The organism is Halopenitus sp. H-Gu1 (assembly GCF_041821145.1).
Lineage (GTDB): Archaea > Halobacteriota > Halobacteria > Halobacteriales > Haloferacaceae > Halopenitus.
This window is the reverse complement of sequence record NZ_JBGUBC010000010.1, coordinates 50,305-70,513: the sequence shown is the minus strand read 5'-3', so window position 1 is coordinate 70,513 and position 20,209 is coordinate 50,305. Positions and strand designations below refer to the sequence as shown.

Here is a 20,209-nt window from a genome sequence, read left to right as displayed (position 1 = left end):
GTTCGCCTCACTTCATCAACAAGGGCGATCCGGCTTGCTCGGTGTCCTCGTGCCGTGAGATCCGTAGCTCCACCCCTCCCTGAGGGTCAAGCGAGACGACCACGTCTTCAACCGTTCGAGAATACTCGCTGGCATGCTTTCCGGATCGGCGAATACGAGTCCGTTCTTCGAGCAATTCGGCCTCGGTGAGCAGATCGAGTTTTCGATACGTCGTCGAGAGCGGCAGGTTACAGGCCTCCGAAACTTCGTTTGCGGACAGTGTCTCGTCGCTTGTCGCTTCGAGAATAGCACGGCAGTCAGCGTCATCAAGCGCGCCGAGCACTTCCTGAACCCTCTTTTCGTCGTCGATTCTCCGAATCCGGTCCGAAGATGAATCGAGGAAGTGATCGGTCGCGGCGGCGATCTGTGACTGACTCATATATAATTATACCACCAGTCAACGGAGTAACACACACCCACAATATCCGGGTGGGTTTATTAAGGACGAACAAATTCCGATCGGTCGCGTGAACCGCCTCGGGGTCCCGCCCCGAGGCACTCGCCTTGCTCATCTGTAGAAACGAACGCAAGTCCGGATCAAAGAACGTCTTCGAGGATTTTCGTTTCCGCTGTCACGAGGTGTTCCCTGAAGGTGGACGGGGTAATATCGAGGTCAGCAGCGATCTCCGTTGCGTTGGCTCGGCGCGGTCGTTCAAAGTATCCCCGTTCGTAGGCGGCTTCCAGTATTTCGAGTTGACGAGACGTGAGTTTGTCCCGATCCACGAGAACGCTATCGTGGGTGTGTTCTCCGGCCGGAGATTGGATGAATCGTTTGATGTCCAGGCCGGGGAAGCGGTCACGGAGTTTCCCGATGACCTCCTGGAGCTGATCGTAGTCGGCCGCGTGGAAGACGACGGTCAGTGTGCCATCCTGTGCGACGTACCGAGCGACCGGACACCCAAACGATCCGAGACATTCACACGGACAGCCCACATCGCCGCCGTGTGTCAATCGATATCGATCCGTCGACCCGTGCGAGAAGATCGGTGTGATATCCATCTCGGGGGCGGGGTCCGTGTCCATCGAAAATTCGGTCACGCGTTCCGTACAGTCGGAGGGACGCACGTTCGACGCTACCGAATCGATCGTCGTTTCCGCCGTCTGCGAGAGTTCCACGATCGGACAGATGTCGGGGGTGGTAAACTCCACGGTAACTCGAATTCCCGACGACATGACCTAGACGTTCACAACGAGGGACCTTTAGTGTAGGGTCGACGTTCCGAGGAAGTCACAAACAGCTAATATATGTGTGAATAGGTAGCGTGTCGTAATAGTGAAACGGGATTCGACTCACGCCCGGTGACTGCGTGAGACGGATCACGAAGACTCGTCGTCGCGCTCGATTTCGATTCGACGACCACTCAACTCGGTCGGATCGAGCTGATAGAGTTGAACGTCCATATCCGGACGCGACTCGCCCCATATCTCGAAGAGAGGTCGCTTGGCGTCGCCGTACTGTGCAACGTGTTCGACGGTCAACTCATCACGGTCAACTTCACGGAGCGCTCCGACCGCCACGACACTCCAGTAGATGGGCTCGTCCGTCTCGTATACGACGAGTCGGGCCGAGGGTGAGGACGCTAAGAACTGCCGTTTTTCGCTTTGGGGAGTCGAAACGAGCCGCAGATAGAACCGCCGTTTTTCGGCGTCATACCCGTACGAGATAGGGATGGAGTACGGCTCGTTCTCTCGCGCCAGAGATAGTACTCCCGTCTCATGGCTGCCGAGAATGGAATCCGTCTCCTCCGTCGAGAGTTCCGTTTCCGAGTCCAATGTCATATGAGCTACCTACGACTATCGACGAGCACGGCACTTTAATACCTGATCCAAAGTCGACGGCCATCTGAGACGACGTCGGGACACGGCAATCCCGGACGAGAAACGTAGGTACGACCTCCCTCGAACGTCGATTGAGGGCGAACGACCGTCATATGTCACGGAAGTGAGACGGTTATGTCCCCTTCAGGGGGAGCGAACGGCGGCAGTCAGACATGAGTTTGGGGAGATCCACGAAAACGGACTCATTCGGACATCAACAGGAGTCGGCAGGAGGGGTTCGCGTGAACGCCTCCGGAGTCACGGTCGTTCCACAGATGACACAGCCGCTCTCAACGAGCGCGTTCTTCATCGGTTCGTTGACCACCAACGATTCCTCACACCCCGGACAGTTAAACGCGTACTCACCTCCCCCATTGCTACTCATCGTATGTCGTACTCCAGTGTCTATCGTTAAATGATGCTCTCCAGTTCCGAGCACGTGGGAACGACGTGTTCGAAACCGATTCGGTATCGAGGGTTCGGCCGGGGGCGGAACCGAGACGACCGACAGACTCCTCACCTCCGTCGCCGACAGTCAGCCCCCGGCATGCGCTACCCTCGCCTGCTTGCCCCATCACTATCGAATAGTGAGGTGATCATTCCTCAAGCATCCAGCCGAATCGCTTCTCCCAAAACTCCTCGCTTCGGGGTTTCTTGCTTCGTCCGTGGGTCTTCTTGTCGCGAATCTGGCGCTCCAAGATGTCCCGTGCTTCGTTGATGGCTTGACTCGCGCCGTACCCCTCTCCGGAGGCGATGTAGAGCCCTCGATCGGTGTGCAGACGGATGCGAGCGAGCAGGAGCGGCGTCCCGCGGAGCGTCTCATCGTGCTCGTGGAGGTGGACCTTCGCGTCGAGAACGTTCATTCCGTGGTCCCTGTCGTCGAACTTCTCGACCATCGCGGCGATGTCGTCGTAGCTCATGTCGTCTACCAGATCGATACCGTATATCTGGACGGATCGATTACCGCCGGCTTCCCACGTGAGCGAGTCGAGGATGTCGGTCTTCGTGACGATACCGCTTGGACGTCCGTCCACCGTGACGATCAGCGAGGACCCATCGATAGCGAACATCTCCTCGACGGCCGCCTCGAGCGTCTCGTCGGGGGTAATCGTCCGCACCGGCGAGACCATGACGTCGCGGACGGGGAGATCCAACATCGACGTGAGTTCCCCTTCCCGAGCGCCGAACCCACCGCGGCGCGCGCGCGCACCGCTGTCGGAGATGTCGCCTCCGAACGAGTCGGTCCCGCTCGCATCGCCACCTTGACTCCGGTCTATGGATCGAACCGTGAAGTCAGTCACGTCATACAGACTCAAGATACCGACGGCGGAGTCATCCTCGACGACCGGGAGGTGGGTGATCCGATTCTCCCTGAAGATATGGAGCGCATCACCGAAACTCGAGTCCGGATCGAGCGTGACGAGATCGGTGGTGACGGCTTCGGAGACGGTTGCTGCAGCGAGGAACGACTGGACTTCCTCGAGAATGTCGTCGACGGTGACGACGCCGATCAACTCCTGTCCTTCGAACACTGGAAGGACATGTGAGTCCCCATCGATCATGAGCTGGGCGACCTTACGGACGTCTTCGTCGGGTGCGAGTCGGGGGACGTGCCAAACTAGCGAGCCGAGCTTTTCGTTCGGCTGGTGATGTGACGCAGCGAGTTGTCGTCTGGTGACGACCCCCTCGAATTCCTCACCGTGCACGAGGACGCCTTTGGTCGTCGGGTCCTCAAATGCTCCGGCGAGTTTTGAGACGGTGGTCTCCGGCGAGAATTCCACGTAGTCTTCTGAAACGATATTAGCGATGTCCATGGGTCTGAGTGTATGTCCGCTCTGGTTTGCCGCTCTTTACTACTGTCGGAATCGTACTGCCAACACATAATCTTCAGTTATTAAATCCCAAGTACTCGCGGATCATTCCCAACATCTGGAAACCGACGAACGTATTCTCCCGAACAGCACCCTTACTCCGCCTCCAGATACGCCATCGCCTCCTCATCGGAAACCTGTTCGAAGCGCTCGTAGAACTGTCCGACCCCTCTGAAGCTGCTCGGCGTCTCGAGACAGACGACCTCGTCGGCCATCTCCCGGAGCTCGCGAATGGTGTCGGGCGGTCCGACCGGGACCGCCAGCACGATGCGTTCGGCATCGGTCTTCTCGAGCAGCTGGAGACACGCTCTGACGGTCGAGCCCGTGGCTACGCCGTCGTCGACGACGGCGACGCTTTTGCCAGCCAGGTCGGGTTCCGGCTGGTCGCCTCGGTAGCGATCGGCCTTCTGGCGTGCGTTCTCCGCTTCAACCTCGCGTTCTCGTTCAAAGTACTCCTCGTCGGCGCCGACCCGCTGAAAGGCCTCCTCGTTTCGCCAGGTGCTCCCGTCGCTGGCGACGGCACCGATGGCGTACTCCGGGTTGCCCGGGGCCCCGATCTTCGAGGCGACGACGATATCGAGCGGCACGTCGAGCGCATCGGCAACGGCTCGCCCGAGTGGTAGCCCGCCTCGAGGGATGGCGAGTGCGATGTCCACGTCGATGTCCCTCTCTTGAAGCGCTTCGCCGAGTCGTTCGCCCGCCTCGGTACGGTCTTTGAATCGTCGAGAGTCTGGCATGGGCCTTCACTGGAAGGTGGTGCGACAACGGCCAGTAGTATGCGGAAATTCCCAGAAAATCGGAATGACCATGGGGATAAATCCCACGGAGGTCCTTTACCCGGACATGGGACGGACAACGGAAGATCCGCTTCGGATCCCGGTTGACGACGTCGAACTCGAGGGATTGCTCGAAATTCCGGAGGGGGCGACGGGTCTAGTGGTGTTTGCCCATGGGAGCGGCTCGAGTCGGAAGAGCCCGCGCAATAACTTCGTCGCGGAGGTCATTCGGGATCAGGGTCTCGGAACGCTGCTTTTCGACCTGCTCACCGAGGAGGAAGATCAGGTGCGCGAGAACCGGTTCGACATTCCGCTGTTGACGGACCGTCTCGTTGCCGTGACGGAGTGGCTCTGGACCCGAGAATCCACTCAGGATCTAAACGTAGGATACTTCGGATCCAGTACGGGTGCCGCGTCCGCACTCCGAGCAGCGGCACGTCTGGAGGATGACGTCGACGCCGTCGTTTCGCGTGGCGGCCGCGTCGACATGGCGTCCGAGGTTCTCGACGATATCCAGGTCCCGACGCTGTTCATCGTCGGCGGTGCCGATACGCAGGTGCTCGAACTCAACCGCGAGGCCCACGATCAGCTCTCGTGTGAAAAGGAACTGCACGTCGTCGAGGGAGCGGGGCATCTCTTCGAACGGGAGGAGGAACTCGAAGAGGTCGCGGACGTGGCAGCCGATTGGTTTGCCGAGACGCTCCCAAATTCTCAGTGACTGGGAACGATCCCCGAGAGCAATGTCACTCGGCGATCCACTCGCATCCGTGATTACCCATGGATAAGAACGTCGGCGGAATCGACCGAACGGGACGTATCGTCATCGGTATCGTGGTCGCTATCGCCGGAATCGCCGCTCTCACCGGCTATCTGGCCGCGAGTGCGGTGATCGGTGGGGTCGCGGTCGTTATCGGAGCGATCCTCCTCGTAACCGGAACGACCCAAAAGTGCCCCATCAACTCGGCTGCAGGAATCGACACTACGGAGTGATCACCACTCCGGGACACCGCGGTGTGGACGTGCCCGAGTAGATAGCGGACACGGGCCCGCAATACGACTTACTAGGTCCGTTACTAGGTCGTCGTCAAGCCACTACTACGTCCATCGGCAATGAAAATGAAGAGGTTGAAGGGCAGTTCGGGCGACGAATACTGACGTCGACTTCGGAGATCGAGGCGACACGATCAATGACTCTCTCACACGACGTATACGCCCTCCCGACGTTCGCTGCCCTTGACAGCTACGCAGTTCTCACCGGACGAAGACGAGGGACGAGCATCCAACTCGACGAGACGTACTTTACCGGACAGTTGTGGGCGTTACGGAACCTGGATACGGACTCGGATTTCGAACACCGAACGGAGAGACTCGAGGACTCCCGTCGCGCTTACGACGACATTCACGTGGCGATCGATGAACTGACCGAGCAGGCCCTCTGGGAGACGTCACAACGGTTTCGTGAGCAACTACAAGCGATTCCTGAGATCAGCTATCTCACTCGGAACGTTCCGGGGCGGTGTTTCGTCGTCCCCGAGTGGATGCGGACGGGAAACCGCCTTCATTATGGCGCTCGCGTCTATCTCTTCGGAGACGAGGATCCACCGGATCCGGAGGCCGTTTTGCGTGAAAACATCGAGTCGATCGTGAACGAGTCGTTCGGCACGTTCGAGCGGTATCAAGGACAGCTACACGGCTATCCGGACTGCTGTATCGACTATTATCAGGATCGAACGCCGGATTCACCGTCGCCGGAATGGCGCTCCGTCGAACCGTTCACTGACCGGATTCGTGATGCAGCACTCGGTCAGGGTCCCGCCATGTCGATCGACGACGTCGTTTCGACGTTCCTCGATCGGGAGGACGGGTATGCGTTCTTCGCCAGGGAGTTCTTTCCGGAGTCCGGATGTGAAACTGCGATGGCGAAGGGGCGGTCCATATACGAGGAACTGTCCTCGGCCCTGCCCGAGAGCCTCGTTCGGGATTATTTCCGACTCAACTTCGGTACTAACTATCTCGTCGCTCGAGCCGTTCATAGCGGGCGTGACCGACGTCCATCACCCGGTGAACTCGGGCGGGAACATCTCCTCTGGTACGCGCCGCCACGGGAGGCGTTGGCGGTCCCTCGCTACACGTGACCGTTCGGTGACGGGGCGGAGCGGAACGTTCGCGGCTCGATCGGAAAGACACCCCCCGAAACATCGTTTCACGACCCTTCCGAAATGGTCGTGAAACCGACTATTCCATCCCTGTCTTGTGCTGGTTCTTGGATCATCGAAAGGTAGGCAAAGGATTAACCTCCCGTGACGTGAACGGATAGCCGTTAAATGAAACGCTCCGTCTCAGTCGATTCGAATCGGCGTACTGTCCTCAAGTCACTCGGTACAGTCTCAACTGTGGGACTGATCGGCCTGGCTGGCTGTTCCGGCAATGGTGGCGGGAACGGTGACGGGGTCGAGACGATTCCGGGAAACGACTATCCCGCCGTCGATGAATGGATGACCGAGACGGAGATCGGTGGCGCCGACGACTCATACGAGGGGGAGATCCTGGATCTCCGTGAGGAAGGTGACGTCACGATCGACGTGGGTGCGGAAGGCAACGGCGACGGCTTTGCATACGGTCCCTCGGCGGTGGCGATCTCAGCCGGGAGCGAAATCCGGTGGGAATGGACCGGTGAAGGAGGCCAACACAACGTCCAAGCCGAACCGGACGGCCAGATCGGCGAATCCGACTACGAGTTCAGTTCCGGGGACTCGGTTGCAGGAGCTGACAACGAATACTCACATACGTTCGATGAGTCCGGCGTCGCGCTCTATCATTGCGTCCCACATCTATCTCTCGGGATGAAAGGATCCGTCGTCGTCGACTGAACGACGGCCGGGTACTCGGAGCTGAGTGGACTTACCCGCCGGCTTCTTCGACATCGATGATGGCATGCTGTTCGAAGTACAACCGGAGTTCTCGGATCGACGTCACGACGACGTCACAGTATCCCTCGACGACCGGCTCCGGTTCAAATCCGATGGCAGTTCCGGCCATTTTGAGCATCGGAAGATCCGTTGCTCCGTTGCCCACTGCAATCGTCCGTCCCACGTCCACCCCCTCGGAGACGGCGAGTTCCTCGATTGCTTGGTCTTTTTGGCCATCCACTAATGGCCCCTCGACGTCGCCCGTCACCGCTTCGTTTTCGAACACGAGCCGGTTCGCGATCACGTGATCGACGGTCACGTCGGCTCGTTCGAGTGCCGACTCGATACCGCGCTCGAAACTCCGACTGATAATGGCGACGGACACGTCGGATCGGCTGAGCTCCGCGATCAGGTCGGCAGCGCCGAGTCGTAGCGTACACCGCTCGAAGGCGGCGTCGACCTGCTCTTTGGGCATGCCTTCGAGGAGCGAAACCCGTTGACGGAGCGTTTGGCCGAACGGTACCTCACCGAGGAGTCCCTGTTCGACGAGTCCCCGAACCTCGCCACCGACGCCATACTCCCGGCCCAAGAGGACGGAGAGGTTGGATTGAGTGAGCGTCCCGTCGAAGTCGAGGGCAACGAGCGTCATACGTACGTGTTTAATCGCAGGTCGTATAATACCTCACCCGAAACGCGTGTTCTCCGATTGTGACGCCGGGGGCGGCTACTGTTATCCCCCTTCATTTTCACGCGCTGGGAACGACCGTCTTGATTAATGCCGTTCCTCTCCGAGTTTCTACTGTATGAATTTCGATGAGTTCACAGGGAAGATACAGCATCGACTCGAACTGCCCGGAACTGGCGAGACGGTGCGGGCGATCCGAGCCACCCTGATGACGGTGGGGCAGCGTATCCCGGAGGGGAACGCCGAGGATCTGGCCGCGTCACTACCCATAGAGATCAAGTGGTACATGACCGGAGCAGTCCAGGAACACGGTCAGCGCTTTGACTGGCAGGAGTTCGTTGAGCGAGTCAGTGATATCGAGCAAGCCGACCCGCCGGATGCGGCCTACCACGCACGCGTCATCATGGACCTCGTCCACACGGTCGCCCCGGAGTCCGATTTCCATCAACTTCGCGACTCGCTTCCTGAAAGTGACAACGAGGAGAGTTGGGGCCAACTCTTCGAGATCGTCGACGCCGGCGGCTGGAGTGACGCTCAGGAAGCACAGACGGGTGGTGGTCCACAACCCGACGCTGCGAACCCGAGCGAAGACGCGGACGATAGATAGCTCCTCGGAAGAAGCAACTAACGCGGGGCTCCGGATGCCCCGACGTTTCCTGGGGCTAATTCCTCTCAGCGACGAATCAGAGGACCAGCACCGGACCACACGAACAACACTGGACCACACGAACAGCACCACCGCTTCCACGCACGGGCCACGAACCAGACGCGGTGATCGGTGGGATGACAGAGTGGACTATCGTGCCTGCTTGGAAAGCAGGTGGCCGAGAGGCCTCGTGGGTTCGAATCCCACTCCCACCGTCTAGCGATCCACGATTGCAGTCGCCAGTTCCGAAGTCACCTTCCAGATGCGGCTGTCCGTAGCGCCTGCGTTCAGCTAACATGTCGTTCCTCGACTTCAGGTTCCTCGACGGGGGGCACGCCGACGGTACTACCACCGGTACACCGAAGTGCCTGCTCGACAAACGTCATGTCATGTCGAAAGCAACTTTCGAGATGTACGAGGATCGGGAAGGCAAATGGCGCTGGCGGCTCGTTCACGACAACGGGAACATCATCGCCGACGGCGGGGAAGGCTACGCAAGCCGGCAGAAATGCGAGCAAGGCCTCAAAAGCGTCAAGCAGAACGCACCGGATGCGGATCAGGTTACCGTCGACAGTCCGACCGGCGGGATGGAGTAGGGCCGAACACGGCTCTCTCCCGTATCGTCGAATCCACACTACGCGGAGGCAGGGCCTCCGTCCGACGTTCGGTTACAGGAATCCGGCGATCCCGAGCGCCTCGAGGAGCGGAACGCCCGCGATGAGGGATCCGAGAACGTACCCGCCGATCGCGCCGCCGTTCAAAAGCGGGAGTCCGGCGTGCGCCCGTCCGCGCATCACCCACCCTAACAACACGAACAGTCCGACGAAAATCCCGCCCATTGCGAAGAGGGCAGGGAGGTTGAGACCGACGACCGGAACCCCGAGATCCGGGGCGGGCGAGAACGTCGCTGCGCTGGCGACCAACACGGCGGGGATGACCGCGTCTCCGAGGCCGATGAAGAATGCGTCGCGATCGTCCTCGTCGGGCGCTGCCGGGCTCTCGTCCGTGTCCGTTCCAGTCTCATCCTTGTGTGCATCGTTCGGTCTCCCGGCGTCCTCGTTGACGTCGGTCCCGGTTGCCTCCTGGAGGACGTCCCCGGCGGTTTCCTCGACAGCAGTCTCGGCGGTCTCCTCGGAAGCGTCCGCGGAATCGGCGTCGGACAAAAACGAGTAGGAAAGCGAAAGCGGGATCACGAGTACGACCGGCATCCGCAGATCCATCACGCCCTCCGCAAGCGAGAGCATGTGTTCGGTCCGGTACACCGAGATCGCATCATAGATCGCGAGGAAGCTCAACAGCAGGAGCGCCGGGAGGATCCCGAAGGAGATGCCGAACAGCCCGGCCGCGCCGGCCCCCATCAGGACGCCGGCGGCGTCGATCACGTACCACTCGGGGTAGACGAGTAGCGCGACCGACACTCCGGCGGAGGGCACGACCGCAAGGGTGGGATCCATCAGCGCGGCGAAGACGTACCACGCCAACAGCCCGGCAGTCCCCACGATCACGTACCGAACCAGCTGATCGAACTCGAATCGGAACGCCGCAAGCATCAGTCCAGTCGCGATCAGGATCGCCACGATGTACACGAGACTGTTCGTGGGGTCCTGTGGGTCCTCGACGGGCTGATAGCCACTCTCGACGAACTCCGGGACGAGCGCGAGCGCACCCAGTTGGACGATCAGGAACAGGACGACGGCGATCGCGACGCCCCGATACTCGCGAGGAATCATCTATCGATCCCTTCGATCGGAGGACGGGTGTCGATTTGAGATTCGATCATTGGTTCGTTCATCGTGCGTAGAGTTTGCCGCCGAGGAGATCGGCGAGCGTGACTCCCTCGTTCGGGGTCACCGCCACGTACGGGTGATCGACCGGGCCGAACACGTCGACGACGCGTCCGACGGTCGACAGCGATTCGTCCACGACGGTCTCGCCGATCTCGGGCGGGTCCTCCCCGGGCGACCCACGGGCGATCGCGAGGCCCTGTGCCGTTCGCACGACGTCGCCGACGCGCTTCACGAATCGTCCCGAATGAGGCCGATGTAGGCGGCGACGGCCTGCACGAGGTCGTTTTTCGTCGTGTCTTCGGTACCTTGAACGAGGACGCGCCCGCGCGCTTCGTATTCGCGGGAGTAGCTCGTCTCACGTTCGATGACTGCGTCGTACCCGACCTGCTGGACAGCCTGGGCGATCTCGTCGACGGTCGGGTCCGTGAGCGCCAGATCGAGCGGGACGCGCCGGCCCTCCGCACGCGAGAGATCGGCGTCGAGATAGGCGGGATAGATGACGTTCTCGACCATATCGATCCGCTGTCCCCGGGCCGTAAGGTCGTTTCGACTGCCGGAGACCGCTGACGTCACCGATCGAGTCGTCGCGAGAGCAGCGCCGTCACGACGATCGCGACTGCGGCGATCGCCGGACCGAATCCGGGCGCGTCGTCGGCCGTCGTTTCCGCAGTCGCGTCCTCGTCCGCCGAGTCGGTGGGTTCGGCGGTCTCCGTCCCATCGTCGACCGGAGAAGCGTCGTCGGTCTCGGTGGGGGTTGCGGTCGCGTCCGTCGAGTCGGTCTCCAACTGCGTGGAGACGTTCTCGACCGTGTACACGACGCTACGGGGTGCGGGCTGGTTGACCCATTGAACAGGGACGTAGATCGTGTTGTTCTCCTGGCCGGCAGTCGTGCTGGCGTAGGGTTCCTCCTCGATGATCGCCGACTCGCGGTCGGTAATGAGGATGTATTCGGGATCCATCCGGAGGATGATCTCCGCGTTTAGCTGCGGGTAGCCGGTGTGATTCTCGGCGGCGACGTTTCTGGCTCCCGCGGCCGAGATCATCTCGTCGATGAACGTGTCGCCGGCGGCGACGTAGCCGCTTCCGAGTGGGTAGAGCACGGTCGGGCGATCGGCATCGTCCTCGACAGTCACGCGCGCCGCCTCGACGCTCTCGTTCATCCAGGCGTTCGTCTCGGCGGCCCCCTCACAGTTACCGGTGAGCCTGCCGATCGTCGTCGTCTTCGCGGCGATGTCCTCGATCGAGTGCGCACGCGGAAGGTGGTAGACGGGGAGTCCGGTCTCACGCATCTTTTGAAGCTGTTCGGCATCAGTCGTGTTCGGGACCAACACCAGATCGGGTTCGGTGCCGGCTACCTCCTCGATGCTCACGCCGAACTCCGAGGAGACGTCGGTCCGCTCGTCAGCACCCTCGAGGTAGGAGGCGTATCGAGTTACGCCGACGACTTGGGAGCGCCCGCCGATCTCCCACATCGTCTGGGCGGCGGAGGGGTTCGTCGTCGTCACACGCTCGGGGCGCTCCTCGAGGCGAAGCGTTTCACCGGACGCGTCGGTCCGCTCGACCGGGAACGTGCACGATTCCTGGGTCGCCTCGACGTCGGCGCCGCTCGGGATCGACTGGACGGCCCCGACCGGCATCGCCATCCCCGACAGAAGGATCGTCGCGACGAGCGCCACGGTGACCGCGGTTCGTGTTCGCATCGTCTCCCACTCGCCGACAGTCCAATAAATATTTAGCTACTGCAAGCCGGTTTGTAACACCATGCGGCGGACCCGAACGGCGACGTGGTGTCTGGGCCTGACGGCGCTTTTGGCGGTCGTCGTCACCGCGAGCGCGGGGCTTGGCCCGGTTCGGGTCCCCCCGACGGAGGTTGCGAAGGTACTTTTGGACGCGCTGGTGGTCCCGGTCGGCGCGGAAGTCGGGATTCGCTCGATGCCCGGCCCGCTGTTCGTGCCCGCGATCGAGTTGCGATACGTATCACCGTTTTCCTACCCGATCGAGGAACTCCACCGGCAGATCGTCGTCGGGATCCGGTTGCCCCGGATCCTCCTTGCGGCGATCGTTGGATTCGCGCTCGCGGCCGCCGGAACCGTAATGCAGGGATTCTTCCGGAACCCGATGGCCGATCCGTCGATCATCGGCGTCTCATCTGGTGCGGCAGTCGGTGCGGTTGCGTTCATCGTGGCCCCGCTCGCATTTCCGACGTGGCTTCGATGGATCGGACTCCAGGGGATGGCGTTTCTCGGCGCTCTCGGAGCGGCCTTCGGGGTGTACGCGATCGCGACCAGGAACGGACGGACGCCGGTCGCGACGCTTCTGCTCGCCGGCGTCGCCGTCCAGACGTTCCTCGGCGCCGTCATCTCCTACCTCCAGTTACAGGCCGAAGAGAGCCTCCGGGAGGTCGTCGGCTGGCTGATGGGCCATCTCGCCGGGGCAAACTGGGCGGAGGTACAGGTGACGGTCGTGGTCGTCCCGATCCTGTTCGCCGTCCTGTTGGCCTATGCCCGCGATCTCAATGTCCTCCTGCTCGGCGAGGAGGAGGCACAGGGGCTCGGAATCGACGTCGGACGGACGAAACGCGTCCTGCTCGGCGTCTCGTCGCTCATCACTGCTGCAGGGGTGGCAGTCACGGGCGTGATCGGCTTCGTCGGTCTGATCGTTCCCCATATGCTCCGGCTGGTCGTCGGTCCGGACCACCGGATCCTGCTTCCGACGGCGGCGTTGGCGGGCGCTTCGTTCCTCGTGGTCGCGGATACGGCTGCCAGGCTCGGCAACGCCGAGCTTCCGGTTGGGGTCGTCACCGCGGCCGTCGGCGCGCCGTTCTTCCTGTTCTTGCTCCGACGCCGGGAGGTGCACGAGTTGTGAGCGAGCCGCGGCACTCCGAGCGTGATGGTGAGCCGATGGCGTCGATCCGCGCCCGCGATCTGGTCGTCTCCTTCGGCGATCTGACCGTGTTGGACGGAGTCAGTCTCGCCGTCGATCGCGGAACGTTCCTCGGACTCGTCGGACCGAACGGTGCGGGCAAGACCACGCTCCTGCGAGCGCTTCGTGGCACCCTCACCCCGGATCGCGGAACGGTCACGGTCGGGGGGGACGACGTCACCGACCTGTCGGCGCGTGCGGTGGGACGTCGGATCGCCTCGGTGCCCCAGGAGACCGCCCTCCCGTTTTCGTTCACCGTCGAAGAGGTCGTCGAGATGGGTCGAACACCGCACCTCTCGCGGTTCGACACGCCGGGGGCCGAGGACCGGAACGCGGTGAAACGCGCAATGGAGCGGACCGACGTCGTCCGGTTCGCGGACCGGTCGATCGAGTCGGTTTCCGGCGGCGAGCGCCAGCGCGTCCTGCTGGCTCGGGCGCTCGCTCAGGGGACGCCAACGCTGCTTTTAGATGAACCGACCGGAAGCCTCGACATCAACCACGCCGTTCGCACTCTCGAACTCGTCCGCGATCTGGTCGCGGACGGCAAGACGGTCGTGGCGGCGATCCACGATCTGAACCTCGCCGCGCGCTACTGCGACGAACTCGCCCTGCTGGCCGACGGTCGTCTCAAATCGAGTGGACCGCCGGAACGGGTACTCACAGCCTCGACGCTACGGGATGCCTTCGACGCTCGGACGCTCGTCACCGAACGGCCCGGATCGACGTCGCCGCTCGTCACCGCGCTTCCGGACGACATCGACGTGCAGGAAGACGAGACGGAACGACGCGGCGTCCACGTGGTCGGAACCGGTCCGGAGGCGGCGACGGCCGTCCACGCGCTCGCGAGGGAGGGATTCGAGGCGAGCGTCGGGGTCGTTCCCTCCGGTGACGCCGCGGCGGCGGCCGCTCGCGAGGTGGAAGCGGACCCGATTCTCGTTCCGGCGTTCGCCGGCATCAACGACGAGGCCGCCGCGGCCGCCCGAGAGCGTGCCGAGGAAGCCGCGGCGCTCATCGTCGTCGGTGCGCCTGCCGCCGGAAATCGGTCCGTCGTCGAGGCAGTCTCCGAATCCGAGCGCGTCGTGGTGGGACGGTCGACCGTCGAAGGCCGGCCGTCGACGATCGATGGGGTCGTCGCGACCGTCGAGGCTCTCGTGAAACGTGATATCGAGGATCGGAATCGAGCGACGGACTCCTGAGTCGTCTTACGCCGATCGAACGCGTATCGAATCGGCGATCTCCTCCGGCAGGCTCTGCTCGCCGGCGGGCGTGTGAACGGTGATCATTCCGAACGGAGCGACGTCGCGGACCTCGATCTCGGTTCCGGGGGTCAATCCGGCCTCGGAGAGGTAGGCCAACTCCTCGTCGTCGCGATCGGAGACGCGCGTGATGACGACGTGATCGCCGGGTGAACACTCCGCGAGCCCCACGGAGTCGTCGCTGACGGGTTCGAGATCGGCACTGGGAATCGGGTCGCCGTGCGGATCGACGTCCGGATCGTCAAGGGCGGCGGCGACGCGGCGTTCGAACTCCTCGGAGATGTGGTGTTCGAGCCGCTCCGCCTCCTCGTGTACCTCACTCCAGTCGTAATCGAGATGTTCGGCCAGATACGCTTCCAACAGTCGGTGGTGGCGAACGACCTCGAGGGCGACTGCCTCGCCCTCCGGTGTCAACTCGACGCCCGTGTATGGTTCGCGATCGATGAGTCCGCGGTCGGCCAGCTTTCCGAGCATGTCGGTGACCGTCGGCGACGTCTTCTCGACCTCCTTTGCGATATCGGAGGTCGACACCGGCGGGCCGTTCTCGGTCTGGAGGACGTAGATAGCCTTGAGATAGTCCTCCATGACGTCGCTAAGCATCATCTTTTCATTAGCGAGGGGCCGGGAAATACGTGCGGGATCGATATCGGCCGAGTCAATTCGCGTCGGTTGCACCCTCGACGGTCTCGCGGACGGCCGCACAGCCCTCGTCGTGGAGCAGGTCACCGACGACGACGACGTCGGCGTGCGTTCCCATCTCCCGGGCAGTCTCGTAGTCGTGTATCCCGCCGCCGTAAAACAGCGTGGACTCCTCGAGTGCATCTCCGGCGGCCGCGACCGTCTCCGGGTCGCCGAAGGTTCCGGAGTACTCGACGTAGACGATGTCCTGTCCGAACAGTCGCTCGGCCACGCTCGCGTAGGCGGCGACATCCTCGGGTGACTGGTCACAATCGGCGTTGGTGTACTCAGCGACCGAGGCCTCCGGGTTCAACACGATGTAGGCCTCGGTGTGGGTTCGACCCCAGTCGAGCCCGTCCTCGATTCGGACCCACTCCTTGTGGGCGCCGACGATCCAGAACGGGTCATCGGCATTGAACACCGTCGGAATGAGATAGCCGTCCAGATCGGGCGAGTCGATAACGACCGATGGGTTCGATGGCTCCTGGTAGATCGGAACGTCGTGGTCGGCGCACGCTTCGATCACGCGCTGCATCTTGTCCTCAGTCACTCCGAGCGTGCCGCCGATCTCGATCGCGTCCGTGCCGGTTCGAACGACGTCTTCGAACGTCTCATCCCCGTACAGCTCCTTGTCGGGATCGACTTTGAGGAGGTGATCCCACTCCTCCCACGGGTTCGTCATTACACGGAGCCACAGCGGCGGGGTGTAAAAAGGGTGCGATGAATCGGGCCGGAACCGAGGATCGATCCGCGAAGGGAGTCCGGTGTTTCGTCGCGACTTCGACGACAGGAACCGCGAGTGCATCGGTGATTATTCGTCGGAGGGCGTTTCCTCGCCGTCAGAGGGCGTCCCATCGTCGTCGGAGGGCGTTCCTTCATCGTCGGAAGGAGTTCCATCGTCCTCGTCGTCGGCCGCATCCTCGTCCGATTCGGTATCCTCGCCGTCGTCGTCGCTCGCCCGTTCGGGATCGACCTCCTCAACTTCGACGTCCTTCCCTGCGACGCCACTTTTGGAGATCACGGGATTCAGGTTGTAGCTCGCCTGATTCCCTCGCTTGACCACGTTGATATCGAAGACGAAGCTCGTTGCCTCTTCGGCCCGGATCTCGAAGGGCTTCGTGATCTGCAACTTCCCGCTCGGGACCATCACCTCCACCTGTTCGCCGTCGACGATCCCCTCGATCTCCGAGACGTGGAGTTCGACCTTTTGATAGGTGCCCTCCGACAGTTCACCCTCGAAGACGGGCATCGCGTCGCCGTCGACCACCTGTGTCAGATCGACCGTCGCACCGTCGAGATCGAGGACGTAGAAATCCCGCTGTCGTTCGACGCGATCGTCGGATCCCGAATCGGGCTCTCCCTCGGGGTCGTCCGTCTCGCCGTCGCTATCCTCCATCTCCGTGGTTTCGACCTGATCGTCGGAGTCGGTCTCGTTCTCTGAGTCGGTCTCAGTTTCGTTCTCAGACTCCGTCTCGTTTTCAAACTCCGTCTCATTCTCAGTCTCGGACTCAGTCTCGGACTCAGTCTCCGTCTCGTTCTCGGAGTCGGTTTCAGTCTCGTTCTCGGGCTCCGCCGTATCCTCATCACCCTCGGAGTCGTCCTCGCCGTCGAATATCCGAGCACTGTCGAAGGTGACGTCCAGGCGATCGAAATCGCCGATGTCGGCCGGCATATCGCTTATCAATAACCGGAAATTCGATCCGGACGGAGACGATCCATCCGATCCGGGAAGCCCCGACGTCCCCGTACAGCCGGCAAGGAGGGTCGTTCCCACGCCCGCGCCGAGGGCCATCATCCGTCGTCGTCCCAGGCGAGTGGGTGATTCGTCGTCGGTCAACTGATCGAGCAGCCGAGAGCGGTTTCGGTTCATTACGTTCCTCTCTCGGGTCGCTGGGGGGATATATTCGAACGGTACTCCAGTCGAATTCAACGGGATTAATCCGAGTTTACCACGCCGTAGTCATGCGGTTCTCGGAATCGAAGCGGAAAACACAGAAACGAGAACGAGGAGCTGCATCGAACCGTGCCAAACCGTGGCAAACCGAACCAAACCGTACCGAACCGTACCGAACAGCCGATGGTCGGCCGCCGATCAGTCCGCGTTCGCCTGCCAGTCCCGAACCGTGTCCGGGGCAACCCCCTCGACGCGGTCGGCGATGTCGTCCGGGTCGGCCTCCTTCAGGTCCGCCACGCCCTCGACACCGGCGTCCTCGAGTTTTTCCGCGGTCCGCTCGCCGATTCCCTCCAAAGTCTCGAGCTCCGAGCCGTTCTGGCGGGCCTCATACTCCCGGTAGTTGCAGATCGGACACCCGAGATCCCAGGGCTCGTCGCCCGAGTGGACCCGGAGATGTGGCAGATCGTGTTCCTCGCACGTCTCGTCGGTCACCTCGATCTCGCCGCGGCGCGGGAGCGGCAGCGAGTAGTCACAGTCCGGATATCGCGTACAGCCGACGAGCCGCGAGCCGGAGCGGAGCTGTTTGATCGCGAGTTCGCCGCCGTGTTCCTCGCCGCAGTCGGGACACTCGCCGATAACCGTATCCTCCGTAGCGTCCGCCTCCTCGGCTTTACACTGCGGGCACCCGTGGACGAACGTCTTGCGGCCCGCAAGCATCTTGACGTGGTGGAGGTCGTGTTCCTCACAGGTCTCCTCCAGGATGATCGGTTTGCCCGTCGAGGGCAACGGAAGGGTGTACTCACAGTCGGGATAGCCGTCACACCCGATGAAATGGGATCCGTACCGCGACTTCCGGATCAGCAGGTCCGATCCACACTCGGGGCAGGGACCGATCGTCCGATCCGCCTTAAGCGACTCCCGCAGGTGATCACCGATCGCCTCCCGCGAGTCGGAAAGCTCCTCGAAGACGGCCTCCAGAAGCTCGCGCGATTCGGCGGTCACCTCCTCGTAGTCGGCCTCGCCGGCGGCGATCGCCTGCATGTCCTCCTCGAGTTGTGCGGTCATCTCCTCGGAGACGATCCGATCCGCGAACTCCTCTGCGGCCTCGACGACCGCCTCCGCGAGCCTGGTCGGTCGCGGCGGGTCGTTTTCGATGTAACCGCGGTCGTAGAGCTTTTCGAGGGCGTTGTGTCTCGTCGCCTTCGTCCCCAATCCGCGCGACTCCATCTCCTCGATGAGCCGCGACTGGCCGTAGCGTCTCGGCGGCTGCGTCTCCTTGGCCTCGAGTCGCCGGTCGTCGATCGCGAGCGTCTCGCCCTCTTCGACGTCCGGGACGACCGTCTCGCTCGTGGAGCCGTACGGGTAGACGTCGTGGTAACCGGCCTCCAGAAGCCGTTTGCCGTTTGCCTTCAGTCGGAGGCCGCCGTCGGCCGCAAGCGTCGGCTCCATCCCTTCTTCGGCCGCCTCCGGGTCCTGGAGCGCGGCGCGGGCGTCGGCATCGGTCGCGATCGTCGTCGCCTCGTCGTTCGCAAGCGCAAGGACCCGAAGGTGCTCCCAGGTCGCAGGCGGGGCACACGTCGCGAGGAAGCGTCGCACGACGAGTTCATAGACCGCCCACTCGTCCTCGGAGAGGTCCGACCGCGAGGGAAGCTCGCCGGTCGGGTGGATTGGCGGGTGGTCCGTCGTTTCCTCGTCGCCTTCGGTCGGTTCGATCGTCTCCTGATCGAGCAGGGAGGACGCCTCCTCGGAAAAGCCGGAGTCGAGGAACGCCTCCAACAACTCGCGGGGATCCAGATCGTCGGGATACACCGTGTTGTCGGTCCGCGGATACGTGATGTAGCCGGCCGTATAGATGTCCTCGGCGATCGACATCGCGCGCTGGGCCGAGTAGCCGAGCGATCCGGCCGCGCGGATGAACTGTGTGGTGTTGAAGGGGGCAGGGGGATCGTCGGTTCGTGTCCGACGCCGAACGTTATCGACGGTCACGTCCGTCGCAGCATCCAACGCCTCCGAAAGCGTTTCCGCGACGTCCGCATCCCAGACGCGTTCGGCCTCGTTGTCGTCGGTATCTCGGAAGAAGTACTGTGCCTGGAAGGCGTCAGAACCGTCCTTTTCGAGATCCGCGAACAGCTCCCAGTAGGATTCGGGATCGAACGCCTGGATCTCGCGTTCGCGATCGACGATGAGCTTGAGCGTCGGCCCCTGCACTCGTCCGACCGAGATGAAATCGTCGCCAAGCTGGCGGGCCGAAAGCGAGAGGAATCGGGTGAGTGCCGCTCCCCACATCAGATCGATCACCTGGCGGGCCTCGCCGGCGGCTGCGAGGTCGAAATCGAGTTCATCCGGGTCGGCGAAGGCGCTTTGTACCTCGTTTTCGGTGATCGACGAGAACCTGACGCGGTCGATCGGGACGTCCTCGTTCACCTCGCGAACGAGCTCGTAGGCCTCCTTGCCGATCAGCTCACCCTCCCGATCGTAGTCCGTCGCGATCGTGACCCGGGAGGCGTTGCGCGCGATCCGACGCAAAGCGGCGACGATGTTCTCCCGCGTCGGCTCCTTGCTCACCGGTGCGTCGATGAGTTCCACGGGCTCGACGTCGCGCCAGTCGTCGTATTCCGCCGGAAAGTCGACTTCGACGACGTGTCCGGACAGGCCGATGCATCGCGTTCCGCCCCATTTGTAGACGTTCACGCCGTTCATCCGCTCGGATTCGGCGGACTCCCCGCTGAGGATGTCCGCGATCCGTCTGGCGGCGTTCTCCTTTTCGGTGATTATCAACTCGGGGCCGCGACTCATTGGGGTCCGGTAGGCAACTGCTCCGCGTAAACCTTTCGTGCCGGCTCGTCGGCATGCGATCGTCTCCCGTGGACCGGGATCGGACGCGGAGTCGGTCTCACGAGGATCAAAGAGCGGACGCGAAATCGGAGG

23 protein-coding genes and 1 tRNA gene are annotated in these 20,209 nt (G+C 62.3%); 9 read left to right on the top strand and 15 right to left on the bottom strand.

Features of this window, described 5'->3' with window-relative positions:
- Positions 1–7: 7 nt before the first annotated feature.
- From ACERIT_RS09310 to ACERIT_RS09285, 6 genes are all read right to left on the bottom strand, one after another.
- Entirely contained in the window at positions 8–418 is a 411-nt protein-coding gene (locus tag ACERIT_RS09310) for a helix-turn-helix domain-containing protein (protein WP_373674576.1), read from the bottom strand.
- Between the two features lie 158 nt (positions 419–576).
- A complete protein-coding gene (locus ACERIT_RS09305) occupies positions 577–1,212 on the bottom strand; it encodes a helix-turn-helix domain-containing protein (RefSeq protein ID WP_373674575.1) in 636 nt (211 codons plus the stop codon).
- 144 nt (positions 1,213–1,356) lie between these two features.
- Positions 1,357–1,818, bottom strand: a complete 462-nt coding sequence (locus ACERIT_RS09300; RefSeq protein ID WP_373674574.1) for a pyridoxamine 5'-phosphate oxidase family protein — start codon at positions 1,816–1,818, stop codon at positions 1,357–1,359.
- Positions 1,819–2,071: 253 nt separating this feature from the next.
- Entirely contained in the window at positions 2,072–2,242 is a 171-nt protein-coding gene (locus tag ACERIT_RS09295; RefSeq protein WP_373674573.1) for a hypothetical protein, read from the bottom strand.
- Between the two features lie 211 nt (positions 2,243–2,453).
- Complete coding sequence (locus ACERIT_RS09290; protein WP_373674572.1) at positions 2,454–3,671, bottom strand: CBS domain-containing protein; 1,218 nt, start codon at positions 3,669–3,671, stop codon at positions 2,454–2,456.
- Between the two features lie 152 nt (positions 3,672–3,823).
- A complete protein-coding gene (locus ACERIT_RS09285; protein ID WP_373674571.1) occupies positions 3,824–4,465 on the bottom strand; it encodes a phosphoribosyltransferase in 642 nt (213 codons plus the stop codon).
- Positions 4,466–4,571: 106 nt separating this feature from the next.
- Between ACERIT_RS09285 and ACERIT_RS09280 the strand changes: the two genes are divergently transcribed.
- The 4 genes from ACERIT_RS09280 to ACERIT_RS09265 all read left to right on the top strand — a co-directional run bounded on the left by ACERIT_RS09280 (position 4,572) and on the right by ACERIT_RS09265 (position 7,374).
- Entirely contained in the window at positions 4,572–5,222 is a 651-nt protein-coding gene (locus tag ACERIT_RS09280; protein ID WP_373674570.1) for a dienelactone hydrolase family protein, read from the top strand.
- A gap of 59 nt (positions 5,223–5,281) precedes the next feature.
- Positions 5,282–5,494 carry a DUF2892 domain-containing protein gene (locus tag ACERIT_RS09275; RefSeq protein ID WP_373674569.1) on the top strand — a complete coding sequence of 71 codons (213 nt, stop codon included), beginning with the start codon at positions 5,282–5,284 and terminating at the stop codon, positions 5,492–5,494.
- Between the two features lie 197 nt (positions 5,495–5,691).
- On the top strand, positions 5,692–6,639 hold the full coding sequence (locus ACERIT_RS09270) for a hypothetical protein (protein WP_373674568.1): 948 nt from the start codon (positions 5,692–5,694) through the stop codon (positions 6,637–6,639).
- 189 nt (positions 6,640–6,828) lie between these two features.
- Positions 6,829–7,374, top strand: a complete 546-nt coding sequence (locus tag ACERIT_RS09265; RefSeq protein WP_373674567.1) for a halocyanin domain-containing protein — start codon at positions 6,829–6,831, stop codon at positions 7,372–7,374.
- 31 nt (positions 7,375–7,405) lie between these two features.
- Here ACERIT_RS09265 and ACERIT_RS09260 read toward each other — a convergent pair whose 3' ends face one another.
- Positions 7,406–8,062, bottom strand: coding sequence for an HAD family hydrolase (locus ACERIT_RS09260; protein WP_373674566.1), 657 nt, complete (start codon positions 8,060–8,062; stop codon positions 7,406–7,408).
- A gap of 154 nt (positions 8,063–8,216) precedes the next feature.
- Between ACERIT_RS09260 and ACERIT_RS09255 the strand changes: the two genes are divergently transcribed.
- The 3 genes from ACERIT_RS09255 to ACERIT_RS09245 all read left to right on the top strand — a co-directional run bounded on the left by ACERIT_RS09255 (position 8,217) and on the right by ACERIT_RS09245 (position 9,340).
- Positions 8,217–8,705, top strand: coding sequence for a DUF2267 domain-containing protein (locus ACERIT_RS09255; RefSeq protein WP_373674565.1), 489 nt, complete (start codon positions 8,217–8,219; stop codon positions 8,703–8,705).
- A gap of 170 nt (positions 8,706–8,875) precedes the next feature.
- Positions 8,876–8,959: transfer RNA gene (locus ACERIT_RS09250), tRNA-Ser, on the top strand.
- A 174-nt stretch (positions 8,960–9,133) separates the two neighbouring features.
- On the top strand, positions 9,134–9,340 hold the full coding sequence (locus ACERIT_RS09245) for an HVO_2922 family protein (RefSeq protein WP_373674564.1): 207 nt from the start codon (positions 9,134–9,136) through the stop codon (positions 9,338–9,340).
- A 72-nt stretch (positions 9,341–9,412) separates the two neighbouring features.
- On the opposite strand, the gene ACERIT_RS09240 is transcribed toward ACERIT_RS09245, so the two are convergent.
- The 4 genes from ACERIT_RS09240 to ACERIT_RS09225 are packed head-to-tail and all read right to left on the bottom strand — an operon-like array spanning position 9,413 to position 12,231.
- Positions 9,413–10,474, bottom strand: coding sequence for a presenilin family intramembrane aspartyl protease PSH (locus ACERIT_RS09240; protein WP_373674563.1), 1,062 nt, complete (start codon positions 10,472–10,474; stop codon positions 9,413–9,415).
- A gap of 58 nt (positions 10,475–10,532) precedes the next feature.
- Positions 10,533–10,763 (bottom strand): H/ACA ribonucleoprotein complex subunit GAR1, encoded by a 231-nt coding sequence (locus ACERIT_RS09235; protein ID WP_373674562.1) that lies wholly within the window; start codon positions 10,761–10,763, stop codon positions 10,533–10,535.
- Positions 10,760–11,044: a signal recognition particle subunit SRP19 gene (gene srp19, locus ACERIT_RS09230; RefSeq protein ID WP_373674561.1), complete on the bottom strand. Its 285-nt coding sequence runs from the start codon at positions 11,042–11,044 to the stop codon at positions 10,760–10,762. Before srp19 ends, ACERIT_RS09235 begins: the two co-directional genes overlap by 4 nt.
- Positions 11,045–11,100: 56 nt before the next feature.
- On the bottom strand, positions 11,101–12,231 hold the full coding sequence (locus ACERIT_RS09225; protein ID WP_373674560.1) for a PGF-CTERM-anchored ABC transporter substrate-binding protein: 1,131 nt from the start codon (positions 12,229–12,231) through the stop codon (positions 11,101–11,103).
- A 61-nt stretch (positions 12,232–12,292) separates the two neighbouring features.
- Between ACERIT_RS09225 and btuC the strand changes: the two genes are divergently transcribed.
- Positions 12,293–13,396 carry a vitamin B12 ABC transporter permease BtuC gene (btuC, locus tag ACERIT_RS09220; RefSeq protein ID WP_373674559.1) on the top strand — a complete coding sequence of 368 codons (1,104 nt, stop codon included), beginning with the start codon at positions 12,293–12,295 and terminating at the stop codon, positions 13,394–13,396.
- Positions 13,393–14,649 carry a heme ABC transporter ATP-binding protein gene (locus ACERIT_RS09215; RefSeq protein WP_373674558.1) on the top strand — a complete coding sequence of 419 codons (1,257 nt, stop codon included), beginning with the start codon at positions 13,393–13,395 and terminating at the stop codon, positions 14,647–14,649. Before btuC ends, ACERIT_RS09215 begins: the two co-directional genes overlap by 4 nt.
- Before the next feature lie 6 nt (positions 14,650–14,655).
- Here ACERIT_RS09215 and ACERIT_RS09210 read toward each other — a convergent pair whose 3' ends face one another.
- From ACERIT_RS09210 to ACERIT_RS09195, 4 genes are all read right to left on the bottom strand, one after another.
- On the bottom strand, positions 14,656–15,309 hold the full coding sequence (locus ACERIT_RS09210) for a metal-dependent transcriptional regulator (RefSeq protein WP_373674557.1): 654 nt from the start codon (positions 15,307–15,309) through the stop codon (positions 14,656–14,658).
- A gap of 55 nt (positions 15,310–15,364) precedes the next feature.
- Positions 15,365–16,069: a phosphoglycerol geranylgeranyltransferase gene (locus tag ACERIT_RS09205; RefSeq protein WP_373674556.1), complete on the bottom strand. Its 705-nt coding sequence runs from the start codon at positions 16,067–16,069 to the stop codon at positions 15,365–15,367.
- Positions 16,070–16,198: 129 nt separating this feature from the next.
- Positions 16,199–17,257 carry a DUF4382 domain-containing protein gene (locus ACERIT_RS09200; protein ID WP_373674555.1) on the bottom strand — a complete coding sequence of 353 codons (1,059 nt, stop codon included), beginning with the start codon at positions 17,255–17,257 and terminating at the stop codon, positions 16,199–16,201.
- A gap of 222 nt (positions 17,258–17,479) precedes the next feature.
- A complete protein-coding gene (locus tag ACERIT_RS09195) occupies positions 17,480–20,077 on the bottom strand; it encodes a DNA topoisomerase (protein WP_373674554.1) in 2,598 nt (865 codons plus the stop codon).
- Positions 20,078–20,209 lie beyond the last annotated feature (132 nt).